Source organism: Streptomyces sp. CLCI03, assembly GCF_053615355.1.
Genome location: NZ_CM132132.1, coordinates 4,856,070 through 4,874,020, shown reverse-complemented (window position 1 = coordinate 4,874,020; position 17,951 = coordinate 4,856,070). Strand labels below are relative to the sequence as shown.

Sequence of the window (17,951 nt, the reverse complement as noted above, 5' to 3'; positions counted from 1 at the left end):
GTGCGGGTCCTGCTAGTCGTCGCCCGAGAGGATCGAGAAGATGCGCAGCATCTCGACATAGATCCAGACCAGGGTCATGGTGAGGGCGAAGGCCGCCAGCCAGGCCTCCTCGCGCGGGGCACCGTAGGCGATGCCGTCCTCGACCTGCTTGAAGTCGAGGGCGAGGAAGCAGGCGCCGAGGATGACACCGATGGCACCGAACAGCAGGCCGAGGCCGCCGCTGCGGAAGCCGAGGCCGTCACCGCCGCCGAAGACCGCGAACAGCGTGTTCACGAGCATCAGCAGGATGAAGCCGAGGGTCGCGGCCATCACGAAGCCGTAGAAGCGCCGGGTGACGCGGATCCAACGCATCTTGTACGCGAAGAGCACGGCGGCGAAGACGCACATCGTGCCCATCACGGCCTGCATGACCACGCCGGGGCCGAGGTAGGTGCTGACGGCCGCGCTGATGACGCCGAGGAAGACGCCCTCGAAGGCCGCGTACGCCAGGATCAGGCCCGGGACGGGCTTGCTCTTGAAGGACTGGATCATCGCGAAGACGAAGGCGATGAGACCGGCGCCGATGGCGATGCCGTACGACATGCCGAGCTTGTCCGGGTCGACCGGCAGCGCCACCCAGGCGAGGGTGGCCGTCACGATGAGCGTGCCGAGCGTCATGGCCGAGCGGCTCACGACGTCGTCCATGGTCATCACGTTGGCGCGGGCCGGGGCCTGCGGCATGCCGGTGGTCGGGTCGGCGGCGTACGGGTTGGTCGCGTACGGGTTGGTCCCGGCCTGCTGCGGCTGCGCGTCAAAGCCCGCGTAGCCACCGTTGTCGCGGCTGAACCCCCGTCGCGAGAAGACCGGGTTACTGCTCCTCATCTCACTCCTCCGTGGCCACCGAGCGCGGCCTTGCAACAAGAGTAATGCGCTCGCAAAGAAAGCACCCTACTGCTGGAGGAGGATCTTAGGAGAGGCCACGTCGGAACGCAGTGAATAAAAAGGTGGCAGGCCCGGCCGTCGACGAGGGCGCTCACGCACCTGCGACCTCCCCTTACCCTGACCCGCATGACGATTCGCGCTGTGGTCTTCGACGTCGGAGAGTGCCTGGTCGACGAGACCAGGGAGTACGGCACCTGGGCCGACTGGCTCGACGTACCGAGGCACACGTTCGCAGCCGTGTTCGGCGCAGTCATCGCTCAGGGCCGCGACTACCGCGACGTGTTCCAGGAGTTCCGACCCGGGTTCGACCTGGCCGAGCAGCGGGAGGCTCGTGCGGCCGCCGGCCGGCCGGAGTGGTTCGGCGAGGAGGACCTTTACCCGGACGTACGGCCGACGCTCGCGCGGCTCCGCGCCGATGGCCTCTGGCTCGGCATCGCGGGCAACCAGACCGTTCGTGCCGGCGGCCTCTTGCGCGAGCTCTTCACGAAGGACGTGGACCTGATCGGGACCTCGGACGACTGGGGTGCGAGCAAGCCGGACCCCGAGTTCTTCGTCCGGGTCGCCGCGGTGGTCCCGTTCGCGGCGAACGAGATCCTCTACGTCGGCGACCGTGTCGACAACGACCTGCGTCCCGGCGCCGCGGCGGGGATGCACACCGCGCTGGTGCGCCGGGGCCCGTGGGCCACGATCCAGTGGACCACCGCCGAGGCCCGCGAGCTGCCGACGTTCCGGGTGGAGAGCCTGGCGGAGCTGCCGGCCCGGATCGCCGAGTTCAACGTGCGAGAGCGCTGACCACCGCTCCCCAGCCGTACAGCCGGTCGTCGAGGTCGCGAACGCACTGCTCATGCTGCCACGGGGTGAGAGCGCGCCGTGCGTCGCGTACCCGCTCCAGGCCTGTCGCGTACCAGTGCCTCTCGAGCAGGAGGAGCGCGCTGACCGCGTACGCGGCGGCCTCCTCCGGGCGGCCGGCTGCGGCTTCCACGGCAGCGAGGTCCCCGAGGACGACCGTGCGCTGCTTGTCCTCGTCTTCGGGGAGTTCCTCCAGAACGCGTAGCAGCGTCTCTCGTGCTTGCGGCAGGTGACCCGCAATCAACTGCGTATTGCCTTTGAACGCGGCGAGTCGGACCGGACTGAACCAGTCCATCCAGTCGGGGGTCATGTGATCGCCTCCCGCCGCCAGCACGGCCTCACCGCGGGCGATCAGGTTGAGCGCGGCCCGGGTGTTCCCGCAGCGGGTCTCGCATTCGGCCTCGACGGCGTCCAGCCACGCCAGGAACTCCGGACTCGCCGGGCCCCGGCGGGCGTATGTACGGGCCGCGACCATGCGTTCCGCGGCCGCCGCGTGTTGGCCCGCCCATCCTGGGATGAAAGCCATGTGTGCCAGGACAGCCGCGCCGAACAGCGCATCGTCGGCCTCACCCGCGGCCTGGAGGGCCCGTACCCACGTATCCCCGGCCCGAGACGGTTCCCGCAGGTCGAAGAACTCCACCCGCCCTGCCAGAAGCCAGGACTCGGCCAGGGCCGTAGCCAGGCCTTGGCGGGTCAGGCCGGCGGTCGCGTCCATGAGCTGTCCGCCGAGTGTCGCGTGCGCGCTGACGGCTGGATGGAGTGTGGCCGGTGCGACGGTCCAATAGAGGCGCCGGTGCGCCCGGGTCACAGCGAGAAAGTCTGTGGCGGCGCTTGCCGGCTGCAGCGGGCTCGGGGTGCGCAGCGGGCCTCGGTCGGCGGGCGGCAGAGCGCTCGCCACTGTCCGGCGAACCGGCTCGGCAGGCACGCTGAAGCCGAGCTCGTGCGGGTCTCTCCCGAGCAGCTCGACAAGGGCTTGCCGAATGTCGGGCTGCGGCAGCGGTGGCGCGTCCGACTCCCAGCGACGAACCTGCCGGAGGCCCACGGGTACACCACGAGCGGTGAGCGCGTCTGCGAGGGCCTGCTGCGAGGGGTACCCGGCTGCGATCCGGGCGGCCCGCAGCCGTGCGTTACCTGTAGGTCGGCTCATTCCAACCTCCATGGAGGGATGGGTAGATGGCCACTCTCCCAGGAAGCCCTGCCCTAGGGGACCATTCACCGGAACGAGCCCATACAAGTCCTCTTCTGTTGCAGAGAAAGCCCTGATGAAAGTCCTCCCGATGGGACTTCTTTCCCTTCAGAGTGTCCTCACCGCACGCTGACCACGGTAGGAGCACCTGCATGCAGCCGAGCCAAGATGAAATCACCGAGGTGACGAAACTCGTCCGCCGAGCTCTCGGGTCGTACAACCTGAAACCCGACGCCACCGAGCTTTCCTCACTCACGGATGACCTGCTCACCTACGGCGAGCGCTATACAGCCCGAGCCCGGCACCTCGTCGACGCACCTGCGGTGAGGAGGTGCCTTCAGGACTGGAGCCATCTGAGGTCGCGCGGGCCGGAGGACGAGCCCCTCGGCAACTGGAGTTACGCGCGGAGCCTCGCACGCGTCGTTCGGACGCTCCACAACGCCTTGTCGGAAGAGGGCGGATGCGGCCGTGCAACGGGCCGCGCGGCTTGTCCACAGGTCGCGGACGGAGGGCCATGACCGCCACTCCCATCTGCCCCGAGGACGGACGCTCCTACCCGTACCGGCGCACCCCTCACTCTCACCCTTCGGCCCGGACGGCCTCCTCGGGTCGCCGGTCACCCCTTCCGGTGTGAAAGGAATACCGATGGCAACACCCACCGCTCTGCATCCCTCCGCCCGACATCTCCTGTCGGACGAGGGGTTCACCCGCGTCGTGCACCTCGTTCAACGCGACAACGCGAGCGTGACGGAGGCATTGGCCGTACGCATCGTCGACGAGGCCCTCAAGTTCGTAGCAGCGGCAACACGGGCCACCGGCCGGCACCTACGGCCGTCCAAGTCGGTGGATCTGGGATGGCACGCGCTGATCCTCCACACTGCCCTGTACCGGGAGCTGTGCAGCGCAGGAGGCCGGTTCGTCGACCACCGGCCTGAAGGCCCGCAATCGCTGCGGCGTGACGCCGACACCCTGGATCGCACGATGGATGCGATCAGGGAGGCCGGGTACGAGCCGGACGCGTACCTGTGGGGACCCCTGTCGGACGTGGAGATCGACGCCGGTGACTGCATGCACAGCGAGTGCACCGAGGGCGGGTCCGCATGCGCCGCCCCGCCGCCGGCCGCCTGATGTCCTCGACCGGAGCAGGCTCCGGGAACCACCACTGCACTACTGTCGACCACATTCCGCGAGGAAGGGGTTGCGGTGAGCGAAGAGGAAGCATGGCGGAGGGTGTGGGTCGACCCTCGGTTCCGCGACGTGGTGGAGCTTTGGGGTGCGAACCGGGTCGAACGCCTGCCCGGGAGGCGGGCCCGCCGAATCTGCCCCCACGGAGCCGGGGTGACGATCATGGTCAATCCGAAGACTCGCACGCCTCGGAACATCCAGTGCGGGACCTGCTGCCCGTCTGAGGCCTGATTCACGAGAATGCGCCCCGGTCGGAGATGCCATCCGCTCGGGGCAGCCTCGTTCCGTGAATCCTGAGGGCGCTCGATCGACGGGAACTCGGTGGGGCCGGTCGGTCGCAGGCGTACCGGTCGGTCTTCACCCGGCTCGGCGAGCGACGGCGGTCCGGTCCTGTTGACGTCGCCGGGAAAGGTCTCGGGACTGTCGTGCGGGAAGGTGTGGGCGGCGCTCGCGTCCCCCGCCTTCACCATCGGTCGATCCCCCGAGGGCGGGCACCGTGCCATTGATGGTGCCCGGAGCCGGACTTGAACCGGCACGGCCCGAAGGCCAGCGAGGTTTAAGCTCGCCGTGTCTGCATTCCACCATCCGGGCAAGGCGTGGCGGCCCCCGTGAAAAAGCCTTGAACGCTGAGTCGAGCCTATCCGGATCACTCCCCGTGCCAACCTGCGAACTTTCCGATGTTGTCTGATTTTATTGGCGCTTGAGGGTTCGTCAGGCCCGAGAATGCACGGTCGGCCCGTTCTGGACGTCGATCACCACCTGTACGGGAATGACGGGATTTCGATGGCCCTCGCCACCCCCCGCGCCACCCTCCCGCCACCCCGGGCCACCACCCGTTTGGTCAGGCTCCTGTCATACCAGAGGAGGACACGCGCCCGTCCGCCGTCAGACTCCAGTGGGCCGAGGAACAGGCACGGCGGCTGATCCGGAGCGGGGGTACCCGCGGTGAGGATGGAAACGTCCCGCACCGCAGACCGAGGAGCCGTCCCGTGACCACCATGAACTACGCCCCGCACACCTCCCAGGCCGTGGCCGCCCGCGCCACCGGCCTCTCCAAGGTGTACGGCCAGGGCGAGACCCAGGTGCACGCCCTCAAGAAGGTCAGCGTGGACTTCACGCAGGGACAGTTCACCGCGATCATGGGCCCCTCGGGCTCCGGCAAGTCCACGCTGATGCACTGCGTCGCCGGACTCGACACCTTCTCCGAGGGCTCCGTACGCATCGGCGACGTCGAGCTCGGGAGCCTCAAGGACAAGCAGCTCACCCAGCTCCGCCGGGACAAGATCGGCTTCATCTTCCAGGCCTTCAACCTGCTGCCGACCCTGACCGCCCTGGAGAACATCACGCTCCCCATGGACATCGCCGGCCGTAAGCCCGACAAGCAGTGGCTGGACACCGTGATCAACATGGTCGGCCTCTCCGAGCGCCTGTCCCACCGCCCCACCCAGCTCTCCGGCGGCCAGCAGCAGCGCGTGGCCGTGGCCCGCGCCCTGGCCTCCCGCCCGGAGATCATCTTCGGCGACGAGCCCACCGGAAACCTCGACTCCCGCTCCGGCGCCGAGGTCCTGGGCTTCCTGCGCAACTCGGTGCGCGAGCTCGGCCAGACCGTGGTGATGGTCACCCACGACCCGGCCGCAGCCTCCTACGCGGACCGCGTCATCTTCCTCGCCGACGGCGCGATCGTCGACGAGATGCACAACCCCACCGCCGACGGCGTGCTGGACCGAATGAAGGCCTTCGACGCCAAGGGCCGCACCAGCTGATCCGGGCCACCTCCGAAGCCCTCCTCCAGACTTCCAGCCCCAGGACTCGAAACCCATGTTCCGTACAGCCCTGCGCAATGTCCTCGCGCACAAGGCCCGACTGCTGATGACGGTGCTCGCCGTCACCCTCGGCGTCGCCTTCGTCTCCGGCACCCTCGTCTTCACCGACACCCTCAAGAAGTCCCTGTCCGGCCAGTCCGCCAAGGACTACGCGGGCGTCGCCGTCTCCGTCACCTCCTACGGCCAGGGCCGCAACGACCAGGGCGAGAAGGAGGGCGAGCCGGGCCTCGGCCAGGCCACCCTCGACAAGGTCAAGGCGCTCCCGGGCGTCGAGTCCGTCTCCGGACGCGTCACCGGCTTCGCCGGCGTCGGCGACGAGAACGGCAAGCTGATCGGCGCCGGCTGGTCCAACCAGGGCTCCAACTTCACGCCCGTCAAGGACGGCAAGAACCCGCGCTACGCCTTCATCGCGGGCGCCGGCCCGGCCAAGGCCGACGAGATCGCGCTCGACAAGGCGACCGCAGAGACGGGCAAGTACAAGGTCGGCGACAAGGTGCGCGTCGCCACCAACGGCCCGGTGAAGGAGTACTCCCTCGCCGGCATCTTCACCACCGAGGACGGCGGCGTCCAGGCCGGCGGCAGCCTCGTGCTCTTCGAGACCAAGGTCGCCCAGGAGCTGTACCTCAAGCCCGGCTACTTCCAGGAGATGTCGGTAGCGGCCAAGCCCGGCACCTCGGACGAGAAGCTGCTCGCCGACATCAAGCCGCTCGTCGACGGCAAGCACACCACCGCCCAGACGGGCGCCGCGCTCGCCGAGAAGCAGGCCAAGGACATCGAGAAGGGCCTCGGCCAGATGGGCACCATGCTGCTCGTCTTCGCCGGCATCTCGCTCTTCGTCGGCATCTTCCTGATCTACAACACCTTCACCATGCTGGTCGCCCAGCGCACCAAGGAGCTGGCCCTGCTGCGCGCCATCGGCGCCAACCGGGGTCAGGTCATGCGCTCGGTGCTCGCCGAGGCCTTGGTCGTCGGCGTCGTCTCCGCCGTCGTCGGCCTGCTCAGCGGCATCGGCCTCGCGGTCGGCATGCGCTCCGTGCTCGAATCGTTCGGCGCCAAGCTCCCGGGTGGTGACCTCGTGATCGCCCCGAACACCATCGTCGCGGCCCTGGTCATCGGCGTCCTGGTCACCACGGTCGCCGCGGTGCTGCCGGCCTGGCGCACCGGCAAGATCGCCCCGGTCGCCGCCATGGGCAGCGCCCACCTGCCGGCCAGCGCGAAGTCCCTGCTCGTCCGCAACATCATCGGCTCGATCATCAGCGTCATCGGTATCGGTCTGGTCCTGCTCGGCGTCTCGAGCGGCGGCAACAGCGGCCGTATGACCATCGGCGCGGGCGCCTTCTTCATGCTCATCGGCATGATCGTGCTGCTGCCCCTGCTCGCCAGGCCGGTCATCGGAGCCGTGCGCCCGCTGCTGCAGAAGGCGTTCGGGATCCCCGGCAAGCTGGCCTCCCAGAACGCCGTCCGCAACCCGCGCCGCACCGCCGTCACCGCCGCCTCGCTGGCGATCGGCCTGACCCTGGTCACCACCCTGTCGGTGCTCGGCATCACCGTCGGCAAGGTCGTCGACCGGATGAGCACCGAGAAGCTCAAGGCCGACTACAAGGTCTCCATGGCCGGCGGCATGGGCTACCTCGACCGGTCGGTGACCGAGACCCTGGCCAAGACCCCCGGCATCAAGGCGGTCTCCCCGCAGACCGCCGGGTACTTCATGGTCGGCGACGACTTCCGGTCCGCCTCCGGCGTCAACCCGGCCGGCATCGGTCAGCTGCTGAACATCGAGACCGTCAGCGGCTCGCTGGACTCCCTCGGCAAGGGCGAGATCCTGGTCGCCGAGAAGACCGCGAAGAAGGCGAACCTCGCCGTCGGTTCCACGGTGAACGTCAAGTACGAGGACGGCCAGACGGAGACCCTCAAGGTCGGCGCGGTCTACAAGGACATGGAGGGCCTGCTCTCCCCGTACGTCCTCGACGACAAGATCCTCAGCAAGCACAGCGAGGAGAGCGCCGTCTCCGAGGTGTACGTCAACGTCGACGGCGGGGCCTCCAAGGCCGGTCAGCAGAAGGTCGTCGACGCGCTCGGCAAGAACCCGGCCATCAACGTCGCCACCCAGCAGGACATGCGCAACGAGATGGGCGGCATGATCAACACCATGCTGAACGTCATGTACGGCCTGCTCGGCATGGCACTGCTCATCTCGGTGCTCGGTGTGGTCAACACGCTGGCGATGTCCGTCTTCGAGCGGACCCAGGAGATCGGCATGCTGCGGGCGATCGGTCTCGACCGGGGCCGGGTCAAGAACATGATCCGCCTGGAGGCCGTGTCGATCTCGCTCTTCGGCGCGGCGCTGGGTGTCGCCATCGGCGTCTTCCTCGCCTGGGCCGTCGGCAGCACGCTGGCGAAGTCCATGCCGAACTACGAACTGATCCTCCCGTGGGACCGGATCGGCATCTTCCTCCTGCTGGCCGCCGTGGTCGGTGTCCTGGCCGCCATGTGGCCGGCCCGCAGCGCCGCCCGCCTGAACATGCTCACCGCCATCAAGACGGAGTAGCGACGGCACGGACGACGACAGGAAGGGCCCCGGGCGATGCCCGGGGCCCTTCCGCGTCCATGTCCTCCTTGCTAGACCGTTTCTGCTTCCGCGTCCCAGGTCCGCAGCCGCAGGGGCAGCCGGGCGTCCCCGGCCGCCGTGGGCCGTACCGCGAGCACCTGGTTGACCCCGAGCCGGCCCCGCTCGAAGCCCAACGCGCAGGCCGCCATGTAGAGCTGCCAGACCCGGGCCCGCCCGGGCGAGGTCAGCCGTACCGCCTCCGCCCAGTGCTCCTCCAGCCGGGCCACCCAGGCCCGCAGGGTCAGCCCGTAGTGCTCGCGCAGCGCCTCGACGTCACGGACCTCGAAGCCGGCCCGCTCCAGTTCGCCGACGGTGGTGCCGAGCGGCGAGAGCTCGCCGTCGGGGAAGACGTAGGCGTCGATGAACTCGTCGATCCGGTACGCCTCCTCGTCGGGTTCCGGCCGGCGGGCGATCTGATGGTTCAGCAGCCGCCCGCCGGGACGCAGCAGGGCGTGCAGGGTGCGCGCGTAGTCCCGGTAGCGGTCGGCTCCGACGTGTTCGGCCATCCCGATGGAGGAGATGGCCTCGTACGGGCCGTCCTTGACGTCCCGGTAGTCCTGGATCCGGATGTCCACCAGGTCGGTCAGTCCCTCGTCGGCGACCCGTTTACGGGCGTACACGGCCTGCTCGCGGGAGAGCGTGACGCCGGTGACCCGGACGCCGTACTCGCGGGCCGCGTGCAGCGCCATGGAGCCCCAGCCGCAGCCGACGTCGAGCAGCCGGTCCCCGGGGCGCAGGGCGAGCTTGCGGCAGACCAGGTCGAGCTTGTCGTGCTGGGCCCGGGCCAGGGTGGAGCCGGGGCTCCAGTAGGCGCAGGAGTACACCATGGACGGGCCCAGGACCCGCTCGTAGAAGTCGTTGCCGACGTCGTAGTGGTGGCTGACGGCCCGGCGGTCGCGGCCCTTGCTGTGGCGGGCTCCGCCCCGCCTGGAGGCCGCCTCCTCGGCGGGGGGCGGGGGTGGGGGCAGCGGTCCGGCGAGGGCGATCAGCTCGCGCGCGGCGGCCCGGTGGGCGGCGTCGCGCCACCGTGCCCCCGGGAGGTCGGAGAGGGCGGGGAGCCCGGCGCGGCGCGCGAGGCCGGTGAGGGTCGCGAACGGTCCGGGACCGCCCTGGGCGGTGGAGACGGTGGGGCCGACGGGCGGCTGGTCCGGCCCGCGTTCCCACAGCAGGCCCGCCACCCGGTCCAGCAGGTCGAACAGATTGCCTTCGACCGTCAGTTCGCCTGCCACCCAGGCTCGGGCCAGCCCCAGCTCGCCGGGCCTCCAGAGCATCCGCCGCAGGGCGCGGCGGTCGTGGATGACGAGTACGGGGCCGTCGGGCGGGCCGGCCTCGCTGCCGTCCCAGGCCCGCAGACGTACCGGCAGCGGGGCACCCAGCAGGGTCTCGGCAACAACGGCGAGCCGCGGCGCGGCGTCGGTCATGGCGCACCTCCACAAAAGCTCCGACCCCTCCGTCTACCCATCCCTGACCCCGGGTACGCCGAAGGGGCCGCCCGCACCACGGATGGCGGGCGGCCCCTTCGGGGTCGTACAGGTCGTACAGGTGAAGCGGATGGAGCAAGGGAGCAGGTGGAGCTCAGGTCCTGCCGGTCACACCGGTCAGGCCTTGGCCTTCGCGGCCGGGGCGGCGGCGGCGGCCGGAGCCGGCGCCGGCTTGGCGGCCTCGTAGAACTCCTCGCGGGGAGTCTCCAGCGCACCGAGGGAGACGACCTCGCGCTTGAGGAACATCGCGAGGGTCCAGTCGGCGAAGACGCGGATCTTGCGGTTCCAGGTCGGCATGGCCATGCCGTGGTAGCCACGGTGCATGTACCAGGCCAGCCGGCCCTTGAGCTTGATCTTCGTCTTGCCCATGACGATCATCGCGACGCCCTTGTGGAGGCCGAGGCCCGCCACCGCACCCTTGTTGGAGTGCGAGTACTCGGCCTGCGGGAAGCCCCGCATGCCCGAGATGACGTTGTCGCCGAGGACCTTGGCCTGGCGCAGCGCGTGCTGGGCGTTCGGCGGGCACCAGGCGTTCTCGACACCGGCCTTGCGGGAGGCGATGTCCGGAACCTGGGCGTTGTCGCCGGCGGTCCAGATGTAGTCCGTGCCCGTGACCTGGAGGGTCGGCTGGGCGTCCACGTGGCCGCGGGGGCCCAGCGGCAGGCCGTAGCGGGCCAGCACCGGGTTCGGCTTGACGCCGGCGGTCCACACGATGGTGTTGGAGTCGACCTCAAGGCCGTTCTTCAGCACCACGTGGCCGTCCACGCAGGAGTCCATGGAGGTGTTGAGGTAGATCTCGATGCCGCGGGACTCAAGGTGCTCCTTGCCCCAGGTGCCGAGCTTGGGCCCGACCTCGGGAAGGATCTTGTCGGCCGCGTCGACCAGGATGAAGCGCATGTCCTCGCGCTTGATCGTGGAGTAGTACTTCGCGGCGTCCCGAGCCATGTCCTCGACCTCGCCGATGGTCTCCGCACCGGCGAAGCCGCCGCCGACGAAGACGAAGGTGAGGGCCTTGCGGCGGACGTTCTCGTCCGTCGTGGACTCGGCCTTGTCGAGCTGCTCAAGGACGTGGTTGCGCAGGCCGATGCCCTCTTCGACGCCCTTCATACCGATGCCCTGTTCGGCGAGGCCGGGGATCGGGAAGGTGCGGGAGACGGCGCCGAGCGCGATCACCAGGTAGTCGAAGGGCAGCTCGTACGCCTCGCCGACGAGCGGCGTGACGACGGCGACCTTGCGGTCCTGGTCGATGCTGGTGACCCGGCCGGTGAGAACCTCTGCCTTGGGCAGCACGCGTCGCAGCGGGACGACGACGTGCCGAGGCGAGATGCTGCCTGCGGCCACTTCAGGGAGGAAGGGCTGGTAGGTCATGTACGAGCGCGGGTCGACGACCGTGACGGTCGCCTCGCCGTAGCGCATCTTCTTCATGATGCGCTTGGCTGCGTACAGGCCTACGTACCCACCTCCTACAACGAGGATCCTGGGACGCTCCGTGGTGCTCATGGAACGAGTATCCAGCACCCAAAGGGGTGTCGCTCGTGAGCCCCTTCACAAGGACTGAGAGACCCTCTGCTACACTCCGCCGCCCACGTGACGGAGGTCATGACGCACGATGGGAACCAGAAGACGTCCGGAGTCGTTGTTCACCCGTCCTGAACTGGCCTCCAAGGCCGAAAGCGGACTGGACCACAGGGCTTCGTCCATACCTCTGACGCGGATCCCGTCGCCTCCGTCGATCGCACGAACGCACGCGAAAAAGGGCCTGCGGGGCCCCGGAGGGCCCCAAAGGACCCTTCCGCCGGCCTCACAGACCCTTTTTCCTTGTGAAGAACTTCACGAACTTAATGTGGATCACGGGTCCAACGGCCCCGCGACAGCCCCTCACAACCTGCTTCGAAGGTCGTTCAGGCGATCGACCAAGCGATTCCATCGAGGATGTCGTGCTCCGACACGACAACCTCGGAAGCGCCGATGCGCTCCATGATCGCCAGAAGCACCAGCGCGCCCGCGCCGATCACGTCCACCCGGCCCGCGTGCATCACGGGGATCGCCGCGCGCTCGGCGTGCGTCTGCGTCAACATGCGCTCACTGATCGCGCGCACCTGCTCGTAGGAGATCCGGGAGTGGTGGATCGCGGACGATTCGTACGCCGGCAGCTCCAGCGCGATCCCGGCGACCGTGGTCACCGAGCCGGCCAGGCCGACCAGCGTGCGCGCCTCGGCCAGCGGGACGCTCTCGGCGGCCAGGTCCAGCGCCGCCTCGATGTCGGCCCGGATCGCGGCGACCTGCTCCGCGGTCGGCGGGTCGGTGACGACCCCGTCCACCACCAGGTGCCGCTCGGTCATCCGGACGCAGCCGATGTCCACGGACCGGGCGGCCCGTACGTGCTCCTCGCCGACCACGAACTCGGTCGAGCCGCCGCCGATGTCCACCACCAGGAACGGCCGCTCCAGGTGCTCGTGCGCCGTGAGCTCCTTGGTGGCGCCGGTGAAGGAGAACTCCGCCTCCTGCTCACCGGAGATCACCTCGGGCTCGACACCCAGGATGTCGAGGACCCCCCGGACGAAGTCCGCCCGGTTCTCGGCGTCCCGGGAGGCGGAGGTCGCCACGAAGCGCACCCGCTCCGCGCCGAACTCCTTGATCACTCCCGCGTACTCGCGGCAGGCGGCGAAGGTGCGCTCCAGCGCCTCCGGGGCCAACCGGCCGGTCCGGTCCACGCCCTGGCCCAGCCGGACGATCGTCATCCGGCGGTCGAGCTCGATCAGCTCGCCGGTGGCCGGGTCGCAGTCCGCCACGAGCAGCCGGATGGAGTTCGTACCGCAGTCGACGGCGGCGACCCGGGTCACGCGCCCGACTCCTTCTCGCCCGTCTCCTTCTCGTCCGTCTTCTTCTCCCCGCACGGCACGACGCAGGCGCCCTTGGCCCACCACTCCGGCAGCATGGCGAGGGCCTCGTCGCCGAACGGGTTCACCCCGGGGCCGGCGGCCAGGGAGTGGCCGACCAGCACGTGCAGGCACTTCACCCGGTCCGGCATGCCGCCGGCGCTCGGGAAGCCCTGGAGCACCTCGATGGCGTCGCGCCGCTGGATGTAGTCCTCGTGGGCGGCCTGGTAGGCGGCGGCCAGTTCCTTGTCCTCGGCGAGCCGGGCCTGCATCTCCTTCATCACGCCGTTCGCCTCCAGCGTGCCGATCGCGGAGGCCGCGCGCGGGCACGTCAGGTAGTACAGCGTCGGGAAGGGGGTGCCGTCGGGGAGCCGCGGGGCGGTCTCCACCACGTCCGGCTGCCCGCAGGGGCAGCGGTGCGCGATGGCGCGCAGCCCGCGCGGCGGGCGGCCGAGCTGCTGCTCGAACGCCTCGATGTCCGCGTCGGTCGGCTCGGTCCGGTCGGTCTGGGGCGGGGGCGTCTGCATGCCTGGAGGAAGTCTCTTCGTTCTCGTGGATGGGTGCTGCGGTGCTGTGGTGCTTCGGCCCTGCGGGCCGGATCACTCGCCGGGGCGGTCGGCCTTGTCGACGCCGTCCCAGACGTTGGAGTACCAGGGGCGGTCGGAGCCGGCTTGACCGGTGCGGTGCGGCTGCGGGGGCTGGGCCCCGGGGTCGCTCATGATGTAGCCGATCTCCCCCGGGCGCAGGAAGTGCAGGTGCTTGCGCGCCTGCTGCTCCGCGTAGGCGTCGTCCTGCCAGCGGGCCTTCTCGTCGCGGAGCCGCTCCAGGCGGTCCCGCGCGGCCGCGGCGGCCCGCTGCTGCTTCGCGATCTCCGAGCGCTGGGAGACGTACTGGCGCATCGGGTACGCGAGGGCGACGACCAGCGTACAGAGGACGAGCACCAGGAGCGCGGCGCGGCCGGTGAGCCGGCTGCGGCGGACCTGACGCCGCGACTGCGACCGGTAGACGTGGGCGGCGGTCCGCTCCCCGAGCTGCTTGAGCCTGGTCGCGGTGGAGAAGGTGGAGAACCGATCCCGGTTCCCGGCCATTGGTCCGCCTCCCCTAGGTACGCACTACGCAATACGTCCCCGCACACGGTACGGGACCGAGTGCGGGGACGTACGGAGGCCAGCCCCTCAGGGGGGTGATTAGCCCTTGAAGCGCGGGAAGGCGGAGCGGCCCGCGTACACCGCGGCGTCGTCGAGGATCTCCTCGATGCGCAGCAGCTGGTTGTACTTGGCGACACGGTCCGAGCGGGCCGGGGCGCCGGTCTTGATCTGACCGCAGTTCACGGCGACGGCGAGGTCGGCGATGGTGACGTCCTCGGTCTCACCGGAACGGTGGGACATCATGCACTTGAAGCCGTTGCGCTGGGCCATCTCGACGGCGTCCAGGGTCTCGGTCAGCGAACCGATCTGGTTCACCTTCACGAGCAGGGCGTTCGCGGAGCCCTCCTCGATACCGCGGGCCAGACGCTCCGGGTTGGTGACGAACAGGTCGTCACCGACGATCTGGACCTTCGCGCCGAGGCGGTCGGTGATGGTCTTCCAGCCGTCCCAGTCGTCCTCGAACAGCGGGTCCTCGATGGAGACGAGCGGGTACGCCTCGACGAGCTCGGCGTAGTAGTCGGTCATCTCGGCGGCCGAGCGGGACTTGCCCTCGAACTCGTACTGGCCGTCCTTGTAGAACTCGGACGCGGCGACGTCGAGCGCGAGCGCGATGTCCGTGCCCGGGGTGTAGCCGGCCTGCTTGATGGCCTCGATGATGAGGTCGAGCGCGGCGCGGTTCGACTCCAGGTTCGGGGCGAAGCCGCCCTCGTCGCCCAGGCCGGTGGAGAGGCCCTTGGTGTGCAGGACCTTCTTGAGGGTGTGGTAGACCTCGGCACCCCAACGCAGCGCCTCGGAGAAGGACTCCGCGCCGATGGGGGCGATCATGAACTCCTGGATGTCCACGTTGGAGTCGGCGTGCGACCCACCGTTGAGGATGTTCATCATCGGAACGGGCAGCAGGTGCGCGTTCGGACCGCCGAGGTAGCGGAAGAGCGGAAGGTCCGAGGCCTCGGACGCGGCGTGCGCGACGGCCAGGGACACGCCGAGGATGGCGTTGGCGCCGAGCGAGCCCTTGTTGTCGGTGGCGTCCAGGTCGAACATGGCCTGGTCGATCAGACGCTGCTCGGTGGCGTCGTAGCCGACGAGCTCCGGGCCGATCTGCTCGATGACGGCGAGGACGGCCTTCTCGACACCCTTGCCGAAGTAACGGTCGGGGTCACCGTCACGCAGCTCGATGGCCTCGAATGCACCGGTGGAGGCGCCGGACGGAACTGCAGCACGGCCGGTGCTGCCATCGTCGAGGCCCACCTCGACCTCGACCGTGGGGTTGCCTCGGGAGTCCAGGATTTCCCGGGCTACGACGACGTCGATGGACGGCACGAGCATCTCCTTCTGGGATGTGACGCTGAGTGTGCGGTGGCATGTCAGGCCGTGGGATGGCCTTGCCGCCTAGAGCCTAACCGGCTCCGGGCACTGGGCCGCCCGACCGCCCGGACCCTGGGACGAAAAAGGGACCGAATACCCCTCTTCCGGGACATAGAGTCGCTTGATCATCGGGTTTCGGGAGGCGGACGCGGCACCGCCCGGCGCGTGGGGCACGCGCCGGGCGGTGGACATCCTGCACGGGGTCAGCTGACGCCGCGTAGATGTTCGCGCGGCTTCACCGCGGTGTTCAGCTGAGCTTCAGCTTCTGGCCCGGGAAGATCAGGTCGGCGTCCGAGACGATGTCCTTGTTCAGCTCGAACAGCTTCTGCCAGCCGCCCTTGACGCCGTTGGCCTCGGCGATGGTGCCCAGGGTGTCGCCCGACTTGACCTCGTACGAGCCGTTGCCGGTCTTCGGCGCGACCGGGGCCTCGGCGCGCTCGGAGCGGGTGGTCGGAGCCGCGGGACGCTTGGTCTCCTGCTTCGGCGCGGCCTTGGTCTCGGTCTTCTTGGTCTCGGTCTTCTTGGTCTCGGCCTTGGGCTTCGACTGCGGCTTGGAGGCCGGGGTCTCGGCGCCGCCACCGGTGTAGGAGGAGTTCGACAGGCCCTTGCCGCAGGACGGCCAGGCACCCTTGCCCTGGGTCTTGAGGACCTTCTCGGCGACGGCTATCTGCTGTGCCTTGGTGGCCTGGTTGGCCTGCGGGGCGTAGGACTTGCCGCCGAAGCCGGACCACGTGGAGGGCGAGAACTGCAGGCCGCCGTAGTAGCCGTTGCCCGTGTTGATGGCCCAGTTGCCACCGGACTCGCACTGCGCGACCTTGTCCCACTCGGACGAGGTGGCGGCGCTGGCGGTGCCCGCGGCCATCAGGGGGGCGGCCACGGCCACACCGGCGACACCGGCGAGCGTGACGATCCGGACAGACCGCTCGATTGCAGTACCGCGACGGTGCTTGCCCTTGCCGGAAAGCAGCATGGAGTTTCTCCTCACCGACGCCTACGAGGTGAGCTGTCGGGTTCGGGCGAGTGAGTTGCCCGGCCGTGCGACCTAGCGCACGTCTTGACCCCAAGCCGGTGGCGTGACCGTCTTCTCGACGGCCGCTCCCGGCACCTACCTTGGTTCCCCCGCTCCTGCCTTCGGCGCTTGACGCGACGACTGTTCCCTCCGTCCGCCGGCAGGATTCGGCGATGCGGTCGAAGGAGCTCGCGGTGGCGAGCGATTCAGAAGGTAGACAGGTCTCTCCCCGATGTTCAACGAGCAACATCGGGGAGAAACGACCCCTACTTGCGTCCCTCACAGGGGTGTTTGCGCAGGTGAGGGCAGGGTTTGCGCAATGCCCCGGGTGAGACACGCCAGTTGACCGGAAGAGACACATGTCTCACTTACAGAAATCCGACATTCAACTCTTTCCGGATAACTGAACTGTCCTTATTGGGTGGTTAGATCCAGATTCTGGCCGGGCTTGATGAGGTCGGCGTCCTCGCCGATGACTTGCTCATTGGCCTGGTAGAGACCGTTCCAGCCCCCCTTTACGCCCTTGGCAACCGCGATGGTCGCCAGGCTGTCGCCCGCCTGGACCGTGTAGACGGGGTTCGACGAGACGTCAGGCAGGGCCGAAGGCCCGGTCTCCGGCGCACCGCGGTGCTTGCCGTTGCCCTCGACCGGAGTGGCACCGGTGGTCTGCGGGACCTCCGGGTTCGCAGGGGCCGTCGGGTCGACCGGGGGCAGCCCCGGCGTGACGGGCGCGGTGGTGGGCGGCGTGGTCGGGTCCGCCGGCCGCGTCGGGTCGACGGGGGTCGGCGTACCGGTCGGGTCGCCCGGCCGGACCGGAGCCGTCGGTTCGACCGGAGGCGTCGTCGGGACGTCCGGCGCGGGCATGACGGGCAGTCCGATGGACGGGGCGTCGGGAATCAGGAACGGGGTGCCGGACGGGGCCGGGGTCGGGGACCCGTAGTCCGTGGACGGCTTGCCACCACCGGCCGACGGAACGGCTTCGTCCGGACGGGACGGCGCGGGAGCGACCGAGCCCTGACCGCCGGGCAGACCGGGGTCCACCTGTGCGGCGGGGCTCTCCTTGACCAGGCCGGCCGAGGCCGCGCACAGCGGCCACGCCTGCGGCCCCGTGGAGCCGAGCACCCGCTCGGCCACCGCGATCTGCTGGGAGCGGCTCGCCAGGTCGGGGCGCTCGGCGAACTCGAGACCGCCGGCGCTCTGCCACTCCTCCTGGGTGAACTGGAGTCCGCCGTAGGCGCCGCTGCCGAAGTTGGCGCTCCAGGAGCCACCGCTCTCGCACTCGGCGACCTTGTCCCACGTGGACGTGTCGGCGGCGGTGGCGCTGGTGGCGGCCAGCAGTGGCATGGCCAACGCGGAGCCAGTGACACCGGCTGTGACGACCAGCGCGGGGACCTGGCGGGGGCGTCTGTGACGGCCGTTCCCGGAGAGCATGAAGGATCACCTTTCGCATAACAGCTAGGTAACGGCAGAACCTAGCGGCCTTCGAACGATTGTCAC

General features: G+C 69.4%; 15 protein-coding genes, 1 tRNA gene and 1 riboswitch. Of the genes, 5 read left to right on the top strand and 11 right to left on the bottom strand.

All coding sequences use genetic code 11. The features are described 5' to 3' along the window. Positions 1 to 12: 12 nt before the first annotated feature. Positions 13 to 861: a Bax inhibitor-1/YccA family protein gene (locus ACWG52_RS22550; RefSeq protein WP_375939420.1), complete on the bottom strand. Its 849-nt coding sequence runs from the start codon at positions 859 to 861 to the stop codon at positions 13 to 15. A 186-nt stretch (positions 862 to 1,047) separates the two neighbouring features. On the opposite strand from ACWG52_RS22550, the gene ACWG52_RS22545 reads away from it, so the two are divergent. Next, positions 1,048 to 1,713 (top strand): HAD family hydrolase, encoded by a 666-nt coding sequence (locus ACWG52_RS22545; protein WP_375939418.1) that lies wholly within the window; start codon positions 1,048 to 1,050, stop codon positions 1,711 to 1,713. On the opposite strand, the gene ACWG52_RS22540 is transcribed toward ACWG52_RS22545, so the two are convergent. Next, positions 1,694 to 2,917, bottom strand: a complete 1,224-nt coding sequence (locus ACWG52_RS22540) for a transcriptional regulator (RefSeq protein ID WP_389815578.1) — start codon at positions 2,915 to 2,917, stop codon at positions 1,694 to 1,696. The genes ACWG52_RS22545 and ACWG52_RS22540 overlap by 20 nt on opposite strands. Before the next feature lie 191 nt (positions 2,918 to 3,108). Between ACWG52_RS22540 and ACWG52_RS22535 the strand changes: the two genes are divergently transcribed. Together ACWG52_RS22535 and ACWG52_RS22530 are read left to right on the top strand one after the other, a co-directional pair. Beyond that, positions 3,109 to 3,474, top strand: a complete 366-nt coding sequence (locus tag ACWG52_RS22535; protein ID WP_389815580.1) for a DUF6415 family natural product biosynthesis protein — start codon at positions 3,109 to 3,111, stop codon at positions 3,472 to 3,474. A gap of 127 nt (positions 3,475 to 3,601) precedes the next feature. Further along, positions 3,602 to 4,084 (top strand): glycine-rich domain-containing protein, encoded by a 483-nt coding sequence (locus ACWG52_RS22530; protein WP_389815582.1) that lies wholly within the window; start codon positions 3,602 to 3,604, stop codon positions 4,082 to 4,084. A gap of 563 nt (positions 4,085 to 4,647) precedes the next feature. Here ACWG52_RS22530 and ACWG52_RS22525 read toward each other — a convergent pair. Beyond that, positions 4,648 to 4,732, bottom strand: a tRNA-Leu gene (locus ACWG52_RS22525). Positions 4,733 to 5,139: 407 nt separating this feature from the next. Between ACWG52_RS22525 and ACWG52_RS22520 the strand changes: the two genes are divergently transcribed. Together ACWG52_RS22520 and ACWG52_RS22515 are read left to right on the top strand one after the other, a co-directional pair. After that, positions 5,140 to 5,904, top strand: coding sequence for an ABC transporter ATP-binding protein (locus ACWG52_RS22520; RefSeq protein ID WP_106971448.1), 765 nt, complete (start codon positions 5,140 to 5,142; stop codon positions 5,902 to 5,904). A gap of 55 nt (positions 5,905 to 5,959) precedes the next feature. Further along, positions 5,960 to 8,512: an ABC transporter permease gene (locus ACWG52_RS22515; RefSeq protein ID WP_390140726.1), complete on the top strand. Its 2,553-nt coding sequence runs from the start codon at positions 5,960 to 5,962 to the stop codon at positions 8,510 to 8,512. A 71-nt stretch (positions 8,513 to 8,583) separates the two neighbouring features. Here ACWG52_RS22515 and ACWG52_RS22510 read toward each other — a convergent pair whose 3' ends face one another. The 8 genes from ACWG52_RS22510 to ACWG52_RS22475 all read right to left on the bottom strand — a co-directional run bounded on the left by ACWG52_RS22510 (position 8,584) and on the right by ACWG52_RS22475 (position 17,885). Continuing rightward, complete coding sequence (locus tag ACWG52_RS22510; RefSeq protein WP_389815585.1) at positions 8,584 to 9,993, bottom strand: class I SAM-dependent methyltransferase; 1,410 nt, start codon at positions 9,991 to 9,993, stop codon at positions 8,584 to 8,586. 177 nt (positions 9,994 to 10,170) lie between these two features. Further along, positions 10,171 to 11,553 (bottom strand): NAD(P)/FAD-dependent oxidoreductase, encoded by a 1,383-nt coding sequence (locus tag ACWG52_RS22505; RefSeq protein ID WP_375939406.1) that lies wholly within the window; start codon positions 11,551 to 11,553, stop codon positions 10,171 to 10,173. A gap of 401 nt (positions 11,554 to 11,954) precedes the next feature. Continuing rightward, positions 11,955 to 12,896, bottom strand: a complete 942-nt coding sequence (locus ACWG52_RS22500) for a Ppx/GppA phosphatase family protein (protein ID WP_386226961.1) — start codon at positions 12,894 to 12,896, stop codon at positions 11,955 to 11,957. Next, a complete protein-coding gene (locus ACWG52_RS22495; protein ID WP_033222694.1) occupies positions 12,893 to 13,459 on the bottom strand; it encodes a DUF501 domain-containing protein in 567 nt (188 codons plus the stop codon). The genes ACWG52_RS22500 and ACWG52_RS22495 overlap by 4 nt, the downstream gene beginning before the upstream one ends. A gap of 72 nt (positions 13,460 to 13,531) precedes the next feature. Then, positions 13,532 to 14,020 (bottom strand): FtsB family cell division protein, encoded by a 489-nt coding sequence (locus tag ACWG52_RS22490; protein ID WP_030763523.1) that lies wholly within the window; start codon positions 14,018 to 14,020, stop codon positions 13,532 to 13,534. Positions 14,021 to 14,119: 99 nt separating this feature from the next. Then, positions 14,120 to 15,400, bottom strand: a complete 1,281-nt coding sequence (gene eno, locus ACWG52_RS22485) for a phosphopyruvate hydratase (protein ID WP_030763520.1) — start codon at positions 15,398 to 15,400, stop codon at positions 14,120 to 14,122. 292 nt (positions 15,401 to 15,692) lie between these two features. Then, positions 15,693 to 16,415 (bottom strand): transglycosylase family protein, encoded by a 723-nt coding sequence (locus tag ACWG52_RS22480; RefSeq protein ID WP_389815592.1) that lies wholly within the window; start codon positions 16,413 to 16,415, stop codon positions 15,693 to 15,695. A 3-nt stretch (positions 16,416 to 16,418) separates the two neighbouring features. Further along, positions 16,419 to 16,592, bottom strand: a riboswitch (cyclic di-AMP (ydaO/yuaA leader). Positions 16,593 to 16,868: 276 nt separating this feature from the next. Further along, complete coding sequence (locus ACWG52_RS22475) at positions 16,869 to 17,885, bottom strand: transglycosylase family protein (protein WP_453125735.1); 1,017 nt, start codon at positions 17,883 to 17,885, stop codon at positions 16,869 to 16,871. Between the last annotated feature and the right edge of the window lie 66 nt (positions 17,886 to 17,951).